Source organism: Nodosilinea sp. LEGE 07298 (assembly GCF_015207265.1).
GTDB lineage: Bacteria > Cyanobacteriota > Cyanobacteriia > Phormidesmidales > Phormidesmidaceae > Nodosilinea.
Window position 1 is genome coordinate 1 of sequence record NZ_JADEXE010000190.1, and the last position, 13373, is coordinate 13373.

Sequence of the window (13373 nt, forward strand, 5' to 3'; positions counted from 1 at the left end):
GATGAGTGCTGTCTACCTACTTCAAGCCCGCAAGCTATGATGAGCCTGTGGTGCTTCGGGTAGCTATGTTTGAATACCTAAGACCGCGATCGCTGGCAACCCCTCAGGAGGTGATCGAGTACCTGGAGTTGCATCAGGCGGCCCAGGAATTTCGTCTGGAGCTAGAGCACCGGGCCAATTTTGATGACTACTGCCAGTGGTACTACCAGGTGGCTGCCGAAAACCAGCGCGATCTTGAACAGATGCGATCGGAGCTGAACCTGTTGCGCTGGTTCAACCGTCGCCCGGTCTGAGAACTTTGGCTTTAACGGATTCTGCCTGGCACGGCACAGCCGAGACGGCTATCCCATAAATTCTTAATGCTTTAAAGGCTCTCTAGTTCGTCGCGCTTGAGGTGGGCACGCATGGGTCGCTTGGCCCCCTCGACGGCAAACTCGACTTGAACGGGAAAGTTAGGGCTGATGGGGCGGCCTTTATAGTCGGTGAGAATATTGATAATCACACCCTCTAGGCCCTTGGCATCGAAGGCTTCGTTGCGGTGTAGCGGGTGGTGATAAAAAATCACGGATTCTTTAATTCGGACGCGATCGCCAACGTTCATAACACACACTCGCTCTTACTCAATCCTCCCTAGCGCCTGGCACCCAGGTGGGAACTTTCTTTTTGCAACCCTCTTATCTTTGCACAGGATGGCCGCTTGCACGTAGACGCGGCCAATCAGGTGGGGGTGTTTCTTGGCTGAGGTCCGTAGGGCTGCATCAGTTCATCCATACGCTGGGCTATAGCGGCCATTTCGGGGCTGCTGCGGGCAACTAGATCGGTGCGCTCTTGAAAAACCTGGCCAATTTCGGTGTCGTACAGCAGATGGCGGGCCTGGTTGAGCAACTCTGGCGCACGCTCGACGGGCTGGGGCTGCTTGGACATCAGCACTTCGTCGATCTGCACAATTAGCTGAGAAATGGGCCGCAGCCAGCTAAATTGCTCGTGGCTGAGCACCAGACGTAGGTAGTCGCCCTTGGTCGCGATCGCGCCGTGGCTGGCCTCATAGCGGTCTTTCTCCGCATCCATCAAAATCTTGTGGGCTTTGAGCAGCAGCGGTCGAAAGTCGCGCAGGGGGGCAAAGGCCGGGTCAGAAGCAGGGTTACTAACAGTCATTCAGCTCTCGCGCATGCTAGCAATACTGTCTTCACCATTCCATGAATGGAGAGCGATTTCAAGGGAGACATTGGAGCCGGACTCGGGATCGACAAATGGGGGGAGACAGCCCCCCTAGTGAGACCGGGTTTGGTGTCACAATACTCTTAAACTAAGGTTTTTTACGGGTTATGGATTTCACCACCGTTCGCCCCGGTCAGCTTGCTATTATCGCTAGCGATTTTGACGCTCGCCCGATGAGCTTTATTCAGGAGGGCGATCGCCTGGGGTACGAACCCGCCGTAGCTCGGGCGGTGGGTGAAGTGCTGGGTCTAGACCCGATGTGGTTTGACATTGAGCCCGACAAATTTTATCCAACCCTGAGCACTGGCGACTACGACGTGGTGTGCTTTAGTCAGGCTATTACCCAGGACCGCCGCGCCTGGGCTGACTTTACCCGTCCCTACGGGCGTTTCGATGAGGCCGTGCTGGTGCGCGAAGACAGCCCCATTCACACGGTTGCAGACCTGGCGGGCAAGCGTCTAGCGGCCATGGCAGGTGGCACCTCCATGAGTCTCACCGAGACCCTGCCTGACCTGGAGTGGATGCCCTTTAAGGTGTCGGCTCAAACTCGGTCTACGCTGTTGCGCGCCCTGGCTCAGAACGAAATTGACGCCCTAGTGGGCGACGCTCTGCCCTTGCTGACCGCCGAAGCCGATACCAATACCCTGCGGGTAGCGTTTCAGCTCCCCACCCAGCATCCCTTTGGCGTTGGGGTATTGCCCGGCAACCGTGAACTGCTGGAAGCGCTCAACCACGCCCTCAATCAGCTGATTGTCAATGGCACTTTGGCTAAGCTGTGGGCCCAGTGGATTCCCTACAAGCCGTTTCCGTTTTAGCGGTGGGCGAGCCGTTGAGCTGCTTGATCAAGGCTGTAGCCGACTCCACGGCCAGGGGCTTAGAAAAATAGTAGCCCTGCCCACCCTGGCACTGGTGTGCCTTGAGGTAGTGCGCTTGATTGGCGGTTTCAATCCCTTCGGCCACCACTGTCAGATTGAGGTTAGTGGCCAGGCTAATAATGGCTTTGACAATTTCGTAGTCGCCGTGGTTGGGTGCGGGGTTGTGCAGGGTGGTAATAAACGACTTGTCGATCTTGAGCACGTCGATAGGAAAGCGATGCAGGTAGCTTAGGGATGAATAGCCGGTGCCAAAATCATCCATACAGACCTGAATGTGGCGCAGGCGCAGCTGTTTGAGCAGCTCGATCGCTAGCTGAGCGTTTTGAATCAGCACACTCTCGGTAATTTCGATCTTGAGATGCCGCCCCTGCATGCCGTGGCGGTCTAGGGCAGCGTCGATCTGCTGAATCAGATCGGGGCGCACAAACTGCTTCCCTGAGAGGTTAACGCTGACGGTGAGCTGCTGGCTCACCGCAAACTGCTGGTGCCAGTGGCTAAGCTGACGGCAGGCTTCGTTGAGGGTCCAGAGGTCAAGGGCGGTAATCAGCCCAGTATTTTCGGCGATGGGGATAAAGTCTAGGGGAGGCACCAGCCCTCGGTCGGGGTGCTGCCAACGTACCAGCGCTTCAAACCCCTGGGTCTCACCTGTTGCCAAGCTGACAATGGGCTGATAAAACAGCCGCAGTTCAGACCGCTCTAGGGCGCGGCGCAGGTCGTTTTCAAGCTGCATTTGCTGCACGACCAGCGTGTGCATAGGAGCATCGAAGATGGCGTACTCACGGTTGCTGCCCTTGGCTTTGTACATGGCGATATCGGCGTCGCGCAGCACCTGGTTGGGGTCGGTATAGGCCGTAGAGCTGAGGGCAATACCAATGCTGGCGTGGATAAAGACCTCGTGCCCTTCAAGCAGGACGGGGGTTTCGAGAATGGCATGAATGCGCTGGGCCATGCTGATGGCGATGGCGGCATCGCTGAGGTCGGTCAGCAGCACCACAAATTCGTCGCCGCCTAGACGGGCGGCCATATCGATCGGGCGCAGGCAGGTCAGCAGCCGCTGGGCCACGATCTGGAGCAGATGATCGCCTATGGCGTGGCCCAGACTATCATTAATGACTTTAAAGCGGTCTAAGTCGAGAAACAGCAGGGCAAACTGGCGATCGCAGCAGGGGGCGACTTTGGATAAATCTGGCGTTAGGGCGGCCAGGGGCATGTGGTGCTGGCAATGGTGGCGCAGCTGATCGAGCGCCTGGCCCAGCCGTTCTAAAAACAGCGTGCGGTTGGGCAGATTGGTGAGGCGATCGTGGGAGGCATCGTAGCGGAGCTGGGCCTCTAGCCGTTTGCGCTCGGCCAGCTCACTCTGGGCCTGGGCATAGAGCTCGGCTTGGTGAATGGCGATCGCCAGGTGGTCGGCCAGCCGCTTGATCAGTTTGACTTCATCCTGACTCCACCGGCGGGGACCGGGGCACTGGTGCACGCTGAGAATGCCTTTGACCACGCCCCGGTAGCGAATAGAGACGGCTAAAATCGCCCCAATTTTGAATTCTAAGGCCAGAGCCAGGTTGGGAATTAGGGTGGGTGCCTGGATGACATCGTCAACCACCACTGGGTCTTCTTGGTTCAGTACCTGCTGGGCATGGGGGTTGCCATAAATGGGGATGACTGCACCCTGCAAGCTGTCGCAGTCGGGCACGCTGGCGCAGTTGGTGTGCACCAGCTGCGCGTCAGTGGCCTGGCAGAGAATGACCAGGCTGCGGCTAACCCTAAAAGTGGGCAGTATTTCGGTGGCTGCCCGCTGCAGCAGAATATTCAGCTCCGAGCTGTCGCTAAAGGCGCTAATAATCTTATTGAGCAGCTTTTCCTGACGAGCCAGGGTGGCGGTTTGGGCCAGCAGCTGACTCTGCTGCAGGGCAATGCCGACCTGGTCAGCCAGCTGGGTCAGCAGAGCAGTTTCTTTGGGCTGCCACGGGCGTGGCCCTCGGCAGTGGTGGACACACAGCAGCCCCCAAAGTTTGCTGTCGCAGTTAATTGGTACGACCAGATTGGCCTGTACCTGAAAACGAGCCAGCAGATCGCGGTAGCAGGGGGCGATATTGGCCTGGTCAATATCGTCGATATGGTGGGTGCGGCCCTGGCGATAGTGTTTGGCCAACTTAGGGCTGGTGAGAAAGCAGGTGTCTTCTACAGTGAGGCCCAGGGTGGCTTGCCAGGGGGGCAGCACGGCTTCAACAACCATAGTGCCGCTGAGGTCGGGGTTGAAGCGATAAATCAGCACCCGATCGGTCTGCAAAAACTGCCGCACTTCGGTCACAGTGGTCTGCAAAATCTGGTTGACATTCAGCGATTGATGAATGTGCTGGGTAATGGTGCGAATGAGTCGCTCTTCCTCGGCCTGGTGGCGCAGGGCCTGTTGGGCCTTGATTAGGGGAGTAATATCGGTCGCTACCGCGCCAAAGGTAGGGCCATCGTCGCCGCTGGTGTTGATCGGAAAGAGCACTGAACGATACACCTTTTGCTCGTTGTTGAGCAAAAGGGTATCTTCGACGGTGAGCGGGGCTTGGGTGGCCACCATCTGTTGAATCCGCTCCATAAAGATGCTGGCCACCGATGTTGGTAACAGATCGGCAAAAGACTTGCCGATCATGGCTTCGGGACGAAGCCCAAACTGGGCAGCCGTGGACTGGTTCACCTGTAGATAGCGTCCGTTGGCATCAAACAAATGAACCAGGGCCGGGGTGTTGTCGATGAAGGCCTGCATTTGCTCGTGGGCATTGCCCAGTGCTTGCTCAGTTTGCTTACGATTGCTGATGTCGAGCACAACCGTATCCCAGGCGATATCGCCATTAGCCTGGTGCTCTGGGTGACCCATGCCCTGCAGCCACTTCTCCTGCCCGGAGGGTGTGATCATGGGCCACTCGCAAAACCAGGGGGTCAGGGTTTCGCCAGAATGCTGAATCAGCTGCCGCACGACCTCGCGATCGCTGGGGTGAATGGTTTGCCACAGTAAATCTGGCTGCTCTTGCACCTGGATAGGGTCTAGCTCCCAAATTTGGGCGCAACCCTGGCTCATGTAGGTGACCGCCTCTGCCCCTGAGACGGTCACCACATAGCGCAGCGCCACCCCCGGTAGGTTGGCCGCGAGCTTGTGGAGACGGCGTTCGCTTTCTTGAAGACGCTGATCGCGCTGGTGCTGGTCGGTAATGTCTTGGCCAATGCTGGTAACGCGCTGAATGTGGCCGTCGGGGCTGGCAAAGAAGGTGTTGTTCCAGGCAATCAGGCGGCGATCGCCGCTGCGAGTCAAAATTTCGTTGGTGTGTTGGGTGGGGCACTGTTCGTCTGCGATCGCCGCTGCAAACAATGCCCGATGCGACTGCCGGTTATCTAGGGGAATAAAAAGCTCAAACCAGTCGCAGCCCAGCACCTCGTGGCGCTGCCAACCGGTCAGGGTTAGCAAATAGTCGTTGCAGAGCAAAATGCAGCCCTGGGCGTCGACCACTAGCCCCGCTAGGGCCATCGCTTCAAGCATGGCCCGAAAATGCTGCTCAAAGGCTTCTAGTTCGCTGGTTTGGCCAGCACCAGCCATCGGTTCACGTCTGTCAGGCATTCTAGGGTTGAGGCTGGTCGATATTTCATCATCGGTCATTACATCAAGCTCTTAGGGGCAAAAGCAGCCTTAGTACTCCATCTAAAACCGTCCAAAATACTGATGTCACCCAACTAATGTCACCTAGGCAGTATCCGTAGAAGGGGGAATCAACAGGCCTATTGGCACAAGGGAGTATTCGTGGGGACCGTCACCAGGCAAACCGTGCCAGCCAGTTCTTTTCAGCTTATTTTTCCCCACTTAGTACCGATCATTGGGGGCGCAATTCATAGCTCTTAATACTTTCTATAGTAGTCGCCCCTGCCAACCACTGGCTTGAGTGGCACTATATGGCGGCTCCTAACGGCTCCTAATGGCCCCAACTCGGTAGCAAGAGCTAGCGTTGCTTCGCGTTAGTTACGCTTTAAACACACAGGCGCTGGTGCGATCGCACCAGCGCCAAAATCCAGATATAAATACAACTTATGGCCTTGGAGCTACATAAACTGCTGCCAATTTTCGCTGCGGTAGAGGGCGCGTTCAGCCCGTCGCCGCCGCTGCAAACCGGGCATCACGTTGCCCCCTGCATAGACCCATCGACCAAACTCCTCTGAGGCTCCGGCAAAGTCGCCCGCGTTGTGCTTTCGCAGCAGGGTAGACGTTTGAAAATTGCCGGGGCCAACGTTGAACGTAAACGACACCAGGGCCGAAAATTGATCGCTGGTGGGGGTACGGGTCACCGCGTTAGCCACGGCTTTTTCGTACTTAGCCAGATCGCGCTTGAGAATCTCTTCGGCCTCGGCGCGGGTAATGACAAGACCCCTGTACACCTGCGGTGGCCCAGCCGCAGAAGTATGACCGTAGCCAATGGTCCAGGGTTCACCACCAGTGCCTGGATCAGGGTAGGCGCTCAGACCCAATCCCTCAAACCCCCTCACAATTTCTAAACCAGCGGCATTGATGGTGTTGCTGGGTTGGGGTGGCGGCGGCGGTGGCGGCGGCATGGGCTGGGGTTCTGGAGCCCCTGTGCCAATCGATACCGTCATGGCGCGAGGGTAGTCGTCGCGCAAAAACCACGACTTGATGCTGCCAATATTCACCACCTGCTCTTTAGGATTGTTGCTGGATGGATATTTAGTAATGCGGGAGACCCAGTAGCCCCCCTGCATCAGGTAAATTGCAATATCTGTCTCTTTAATCCAGGTGCCCATGTAATCTCCCCGGAATAGGCCGCATACCAGGAATTTACAATACTTTCGCCAGAATGGGACACTGAGTTCTGCCAATCGGGAAACTGCCATGTTGGCCCCTGCGCCCAATGTTAGCCTTGTAAACTGGCCCTGTGGACTTGACTGGCTTGGTTCTTGACGATTTTGGGGCCGTTTCTGGCCCTGAATGGCGTGGGGGTTGGCAGGCGATTGTCCCAGGCAGACGATTCAGTCGTTAAGATATTCAAAGCCTGGTGTTTTTGCCTGGTGTTTTTCAGGGCCTAATGTTTTTTCAGGTTGCAAATTTTTGCTATGGCTTTGCTCTCAGCGACCGCTGATCTGCCTTCTCGCCTCGTGTCGCCCACCATTCGTCGCCTGCCCAACGGCTTGACGGTCATTGCTGAGCAAATGCCTTTAGAGGTGGTAAACCTGAGCCTTTGGCTGCGGGTGGGCTCGGCAGCAGAAAGTGACGCCATTAACGGTATGGCTCATTTTCTAGAGCACATGATCTTTAAAGGCACTCAGCAGCTGCAGTGCGGCGAGTTTGAGCGGCGCGTAGAAGAGCGAGGAGCCTTTACCAACGCCGCCACCAGCCAAGACTACACCAAGTACTACATCACCACAGCTCCCCAAGACTTTGTCGCCCTGGCCCCGCTGCAAATTCAGATGGTGATGACCCCACGCCTCAGCGACGACGACTTTGAGCGTGAGCGCCCGGTGATTTTAGAAGAAATTCGCCGCGCCGATGACAATCCCCGCCGCCGCACCTACGCTCGCACTATGGAGCTGGTGTTTGATCGGTTGCCCTACCGCCGCCCCGTGCTGGGACCAACGGCGGTAGTCGAAAACCTGACCTCGGAGCAGATGCGGACGTTTCACGGCACCTGGTACCAGCCCCAGAGCATGACGGCGGTAGCGGTGGGTAACCTGCCGGTAGATACCCTGATTGCCACCGTGGCCGAGGGGTTTGAGCGCGCTATGCACCAGCGTACCGCGCCCGAAACGACTGACTTGATGGAGCGGTTTAAGCCCCTGCTGCCCGGCGATCTGGAGGCTCCCTTTACTACGGTGCGGCGAGCGGTGCATTACGATGCGGCTCTGGCCCAGGCGCGGCTCGTGATGGCCTGGCGAGTGCCAGGGGTAGCCCAGCTTGACGACACCTACGGCCTGGATATTGTGGCCTCAATTTTGGGACGGGGGCTGACCTCGCGCCTGGTGCGCGATCTGCGGGAAGATCGCAAGCTGGTGAGCAGCATTAGCTGTAGCAACATGACGTTGGCCCATCAGGGTGTGTTTATGGTGTCGGCCCAGCTACCAGCAGAGCACTTGGCTACGGTAGAAGCTGCGATCGCCCAGCACATCGCTACCATTACCCAAGCGCCAGTCAGCCAGGCCGAGCTACGCCGGGTGCAGACCCAGGTGGCCAATCGGTTTGTGTTTGCCAACGAAACCCCCAGCGATCGCGCTGGTCTCTACGGCTACTACCACACGCTGACCGGTGACATTGCCGAAGGCCTCAATTACCCGGCCTACATTCAAAAGCTAGGGGTAGACGAGGTGCTACAGGCGGCCCAGAGCTACCTCTCCAGCGAGGCCTACGGGGTGGTCGCTCTCCAGCCAGCAGCATAGGACAGGTCGATATGTGGACTGCGATCGCCCAGCATATTGCAGCTAAAACCGGCACCGCGTTTGCCATTGCCGACCGGCGATCGGTGGGGGGCGGCTGCATTAACCAGGCCTACCAGGTCAGCGACGGTACACAATCATTTTTTCTTAAGCTCAACCAGGCCTCGCAGGTGGCTATGTTTGAGGCTGAGGCTCTAGGCCTCAAAGACATGTACGACAGCCAGACCATTCGGGTGCCCAAGCCGATCTGCTGGGGCACGGTGGATGGCTCGGCCTACATTGCCCTGGAGTGGCTGGATTTGGGCGGCGGCGGCGAGGCATGGGGCCGCATGGGGGAAAATTTAGCGGCTATGCACCGTGTCACTAACGAGAAAGGCTTTGGCTGGCACCAAACGAATACCATTGGCGCAACCCCCCAGCCCAACCCCTGGACGACGACCTGGCTGGAGTTTTACCGCGAGCACCGCCTGCGTCATCAGTTTCGCCTGGCGGGTCGTCGCGGCGGGCGGTTTCCGCGTCAGCACGAGCTGCTGATGGCGCTGCCCGATTTGCTAGCGGGCCATTCCCCCGCCTCGGCCCTGGTGCATGGCGATCTGTGGTCGGGCAATGCGGCGGTGACGAAAGACGGTGAGCCGGTGATCTTGGATCCGGCAACGTACTACGGCGATCGCGAGGTAGACATCGCCATGACCGAACTGTTTGGCCGCTTCCCTCCTGCTTTCTATGAGGCCTATGATGCCGCCTACCCGCTCGACGCAGGCTACAAAACCCGCAAAACGCTCTACAACCTGTATCACATCCTCAACCACTTCACTCTGTTTGGCGGCAGCTATGAGTCGCAGGCTAATCGCATGATCGACCAGCTACTGCGGTGAGGCGTTAGGCGAATTTGCGGGTGCTGCCAGCTCTTTCATGAACTGCACCGACCGCTCCAGGGCGAGCTGTCCGGCCTCACTGTCCAATACAAATTGATACTCGTGCCCCAGCCCCGGCTCGTGGTCGGAGGGAAAAAACAGCGTTTCAACCGGCACGCCCAGCTGCTCAAGCTGGTCTGCCAGCGACACGGAGTGGGGCAGCAGCGGATCGGCATTGCCCGCCGACATGAACGTGGGTGGGAAGTCGGCGGTGACGTGGTCGTTCAGGTTAGCCAGGGCAAAGTAGTCATTTTCGGCAAAGTTGCGATCGCCGCTGTAGGCCCACAGCACGGTGGTCATAAACTGCCCAAGTGGCCCGCTGAGGTTAACCGATCGCACGTTGTAGGGGCCGCAGTAGAGCAGCATCCCGGCGATCTGGTTGGGAGCGACCGCCGGGGTGAGACCCAACTGCTGGGCGTAGGCGGGTTCGGTAATGGCTACAGCCAACTGGGCCGAAATGTGCGACCCGGCGGAGTCGCCAGCCAAAAAAATGCGGTTGGGGTCAACGCGCAGGCGATCGCTATTTTCGACCAGGTACCCCAGTGCCTGGTTGACTTGGCGAATAGGCGTGGGGAATTTAGCCCCTGGCGCAATGGAGTAGTTCACGCTCACCACGGTGAACCCCTGCCCGGCCAGCACCTGGGCATAGTTGCCAATCTGGTCTTTGTCGCCCGAGATGTACGCCCCCCCGTGGCTCCACACCACGGTCGGCAGCCTCTCGCCCTCGCTCAGGCTGGCGGGGAAGTAGACATCGAGGTAGGCATCGTGGCCTGGGGCGTAGCGCTGATCTAGCACCGCCACTACACCCTCGGGCAGGTAGGGCTCCAGCGCTTCAGAAACCTGTTCAGCTTCGGCATCAAAGGCCTGGCGAATGAGCAGCGCCGAGGGCCAGGGGCTAAGACGAAAGGCGGCATAGGTGCCTGCGCCAACCACGATAAGCAGCCCCAGAGCGGAGGTCAACCCCACGGCTATCCCTTTCCCGTAGCGTTGTAATCTGGATCCCTTTGAAGGTTTGGTCATGGGTCTGCGTGCGATCGCTAGCCACGACCATAGTACCAAGGCCAATTTTGGGGCTGAAATCAGAACTACCTTGCGAATGAGGGCATATCTGCTGGCCTGAGCCGATGGAGCAACATAAATTTTCTTAACCTCAGGTCACAGCCCTGGCTCTGGGGCCTTACAAGTTTTTTATAAAGAGTCAATACCCTACCCTAAGCGGGTTGCAGGCTGATCCAACTTTTGGTTGTCAAGAAGTTGGCCAGGGTCAAGCCTGAAAAAGACCACTCACCGCTGCGATCGCTGACCTTATCCAAGAGAGCCTGCCATGATAGTTCGACTACCCAATCGCTGGTTGCCTCCGCGCATTAACCGGGGATGGCGCGGGCTGATCCTGACTCTATTGACAGCTTTAGTTGTGCTGCTGGGCAGTGTGGCCGCGATCGCCAGCGTGTCAAACTACGAGCTGGCCCAGGCCCAACCCTTCAACCAAATCACCACCTACCCGGTTCAGCCCCTGCCCAGTTCGCCAAACCTGCGGCCCAACGGGGTCTGGAACGGGCGGCTGATCTTACCGAGCGAAGCTGATTACACGGCTGATCCCGGCGACTGGGTCTGGTTTGAGGTGTGGCATGGTACGGCCCCGGAGCTAGTAGGTCAGACGATCAAGCTGACCTGGAAGCCCAGCGACCTAGCCAATGCCTACGTTGAAACTGTCACCCGTGACGTTGCCTTTAGCTCCCAGGCCGAGCGATTTTTGGCCAACGGCAACCTGGTGCCGGTGCGGCTAAACGGGCGTCGCCAGGTTGGCCCGCTGCAATCCCTAGCTGGGGCACGACCCAACGACGATGTCACTGTGCGACTGGCGGAGAGTGAGCTGGTCAGCCAGTCGGGTCAGCCGGTGCTGCAAACCGGCCTGGAGCCGATTCAAATCACCGGGCGCGAGTACGGCCTGGTGAAAATTTTGGGGCCAGATCCAAACGTAAATGAGCCACTGCCCACCGAGTGCCCTGGGGCTGTACCCTGCCCCACCGAGTTTTTTCGGGTGCAGTTTTACGATGTGACGACCCGAGATTTTACTGGCCCCACGGGCACTATTCGCATTCCCCAGCAGCCGAAGATCAACGGCGATCGCTTTTTCTCCAACCTGCGCGAGCTAGACAGCTCTCCGGCGGGGGCGGTGGGCTGGTACGTTTACGGTGCGCGTGATGCGAATGGCGTATTCACCGTGCAGTCGCTCAAGCCCCGCAGCCTGGTGCAGCTAATGCCCGACCAGGTGGTGATTGGCCGCGAGCCGGGGTTTAAGTACATTGACAGGCAGAACTGGCGCGATACTCCCCAGCGCCAGGGCACCCTGCAACGGGTGCTGGTCAGCCCCGACGGCGGCAGCTCAGATGCGGCCCGCGATCGCTGGCAGGAGGGCGACTACGCCCTGGTGATTCACCTGTTTGGCGGCATTGGCGGTGAAAATAGCGAGTTCATTCCGGCGGGAACGGTGACGGGCCACTTTGCCTACGGGCTGGCGCGAGTGGTGCGTGAGCCAATCGCCGATGAGCTGCAGTTCGATATTCATTACCAGCAAATTTATGCCCACAACTCGCCAGGGGTGATCTCGGGTACCCAAGACTGGAGTGCCTATATGGGCGACATGCAGCGGGGCTGGCTGGGCATTCGCCCGGTGTCGGATGTGGTGGTGAAGCTCGACGCGTTTGTCGCGCCCTTTCAGTTTGGGGAGACGCGCATCTCGCTGTTTCGCGAGCTGCTGATGCAAACCCAGGTGCTGGCCGCCCGCTACCGCACTGGCGATGGCACAGGGGTTGCAGGCGTTACCCCGGCCACATCCTGCGTGCAGGACTCGAACCAGGCGCTGTTCATCGCCATACAGCAGGTGCGGCGACAGATTGAAACCCACCCGGAGATTGTCGAATGGATTCGGCAAAACCCCGACAGCCCCGAGGCCGTTCGCGCTCGGCAGTTCGTAGCCCTGGGAGCCGATCTGGAGGCCATGCTCGTTCCCTACGGCGTGGTTCGCCCCGACTGGCGCAACAATGCCGATTCGCTGGCCGGAATTGCGCACCGAGGGGACTTTGTCAGTAATACAGGGCTGCTGAGCGGGGTGCTGAGCTGGCAGAGCATGATGCCCCGCTGGACCCACGATGAAGTGGCGCGGGTGTTTCTGCGCCACGGTGCCCAGCTCTGGTTTCTGCGCACCAACATGGTGGGCGGCCATGACCCGCTGGTAGAGCCGGTGCCACCCACTACCCTGCTGGGTGGCATTCCCTTCTTGGGTCGAGGAGTGCAGCGCCTGGTGGATGGCTTGACCACTCGGATCGTCTGGGGCGAGGTACTGCTCACCCTGCTGCTCCTGGCTCTCTACGCTGCCCTGGCGATTCCCTTTGGGCTGCAAAATCGGTTTTTGGTGCGTCAGAATGCCGTCCATAGCCCGGTACGCTTTGGCTTTCATGCTCTGCGGCTGTTTTTTGCTCCCGCCCTGCTGGAGGAAATTGTCTTTCGGGTCATGCTGCTGCCCCACCCCAATGAGGGCATACCGGGTGGGCGCTGGCTACTGTGGGCGATCGCCAGCCTGATTCTCTTTGTGCTCTACCACTGGTTGCTGGGCAAAACCCTGTACAGAGCCGCCCACCACACCCTCTGCGATCGCCGCTTCCTGATTTTGGCTGGCTGGCTGGGACTGTTTTTGACCGGGCTGTACTGGATCACCGGCTCCCTCTTGCTTTGTGCGTTCCTGCACTGGGCGGTAGTCTTAGGGTGGATCTACGCCCTCGGCGGCAAAGCTCGCCTACCCCGCACTCGCCGCCAGCAGCGCCCTTCCCCGCAAAAACCAGCGATAGAACCAGTTGAATCAACTCCCTAAACCCCTCCCCCTTTCTCTCTACGGGAGACGCTAGCGCGAACGACTCCGCTCAGGGACCATCACCCCCTTTCTCCCTACGGG

General features: G+C 58.6%; 10 protein-coding genes. 5 read left to right on the forward strand and 5 right to left on the reverse strand.

What is annotated here, in order from left to right:
* The first annotated feature begins 65 nt into the window (after positions 1-65).
* A complete protein-coding gene (locus IQ273_RS21955) occupies positions 66-293 on the forward strand; it encodes a hypothetical protein (RefSeq protein ID WP_194025299.1) in 228 nt (75 codons plus the stop codon).
* Positions 294-364: 71 nt separating this feature from the next.
* On the opposite strand, the gene IQ273_RS21960 is transcribed toward IQ273_RS21955, so the two are convergent.
* Both IQ273_RS21960 and IQ273_RS21965 read right to left on the reverse strand, forming a co-directional pair.
* Positions 365-601, reverse strand: a complete 237-nt coding sequence (locus IQ273_RS21960) for a ferredoxin-thioredoxin reductase variable chain (RefSeq protein ID WP_194025300.1) — start codon at positions 599-601, stop codon at positions 365-367.
* A gap of 116 nt (positions 602-717) precedes the next feature.
* On the reverse strand, positions 718-1155 hold the full coding sequence (locus tag IQ273_RS21965; RefSeq protein WP_194025301.1) for a hypothetical protein: 438 nt from the start codon (positions 1153-1155) through the stop codon (positions 718-720).
* 170 nt (positions 1156-1325) lie between these two features.
* On the opposite strand from IQ273_RS21965, the gene IQ273_RS21970 reads away from it, so the two are divergent.
* Entirely contained in the window at positions 1326-2033 is a 708-nt protein-coding gene (locus IQ273_RS21970) for an ABC transporter substrate-binding protein (protein WP_194025302.1), read from the forward strand.
* Here the strand turns inward: IQ273_RS21970 and IQ273_RS21975 are convergent.
* On the reverse strand, positions 1987-5733 hold the full coding sequence (locus tag IQ273_RS21975) for an EAL domain-containing protein (RefSeq protein WP_194025303.1): 3747 nt from the start codon (positions 5731-5733) through the stop codon (positions 1987-1989). The two genes, IQ273_RS21970 and IQ273_RS21975, sit on opposite strands and share 47 nt — an antisense overlap.
* A 437-nt stretch (positions 5734-6170) precedes the next feature.
* The gene (locus tag IQ273_RS21980; protein ID WP_194025304.1) at positions 6171-6884 is read right to left on the reverse strand and encodes a lysozyme; all 714 of its coding nucleotides are present in this window, start codon (positions 6882-6884) and stop codon (positions 6171-6173) included.
* Between the two features lie 309 nt (positions 6885-7193).
* On the opposite strand from IQ273_RS21980, the gene IQ273_RS21985 reads away from it, so the two are divergent.
* Both IQ273_RS21985 and IQ273_RS21990 read left to right on the forward strand, forming a co-directional pair.
* Positions 7194-8510 carry a pitrilysin family protein gene (locus IQ273_RS21985; protein WP_194025305.1) on the forward strand — a complete coding sequence of 439 codons (1317 nt, stop codon included), beginning with the start codon at positions 7194-7196 and terminating at the stop codon, positions 8508-8510.
* Between the two features lie 11 nt (positions 8511-8521).
* Positions 8522-9382 carry a fructosamine kinase family protein gene (locus IQ273_RS21990; protein WP_194025306.1) on the forward strand — a complete coding sequence of 287 codons (861 nt, stop codon included), beginning with the start codon at positions 8522-8524 and terminating at the stop codon, positions 9380-9382.
* On the opposite strand, the gene IQ273_RS21995 is transcribed toward IQ273_RS21990, so the two are convergent.
* Entirely contained in the window at positions 9371-10387 is a 1017-nt protein-coding gene (locus IQ273_RS21995; protein WP_313898196.1) for an alpha/beta hydrolase, read from the reverse strand. The two genes, IQ273_RS21990 and IQ273_RS21995, sit on opposite strands and share 12 nt — an antisense overlap.
* A 358-nt stretch (positions 10388-10745) precedes the next feature.
* Here IQ273_RS21995 and IQ273_RS22000 point away from each other — a divergent pair, with 358 nt between their 5' ends.
* The gene (locus IQ273_RS22000; RefSeq protein ID WP_194025307.1) at positions 10746-13292 is read left to right on the forward strand and encodes a type II CAAX prenyl endopeptidase Rce1 family protein; all 2547 of its coding nucleotides are present in this window, start codon (positions 10746-10748) and stop codon (positions 13290-13292) included.
* Positions 13293-13373: the final 81 nt, after the last annotated feature.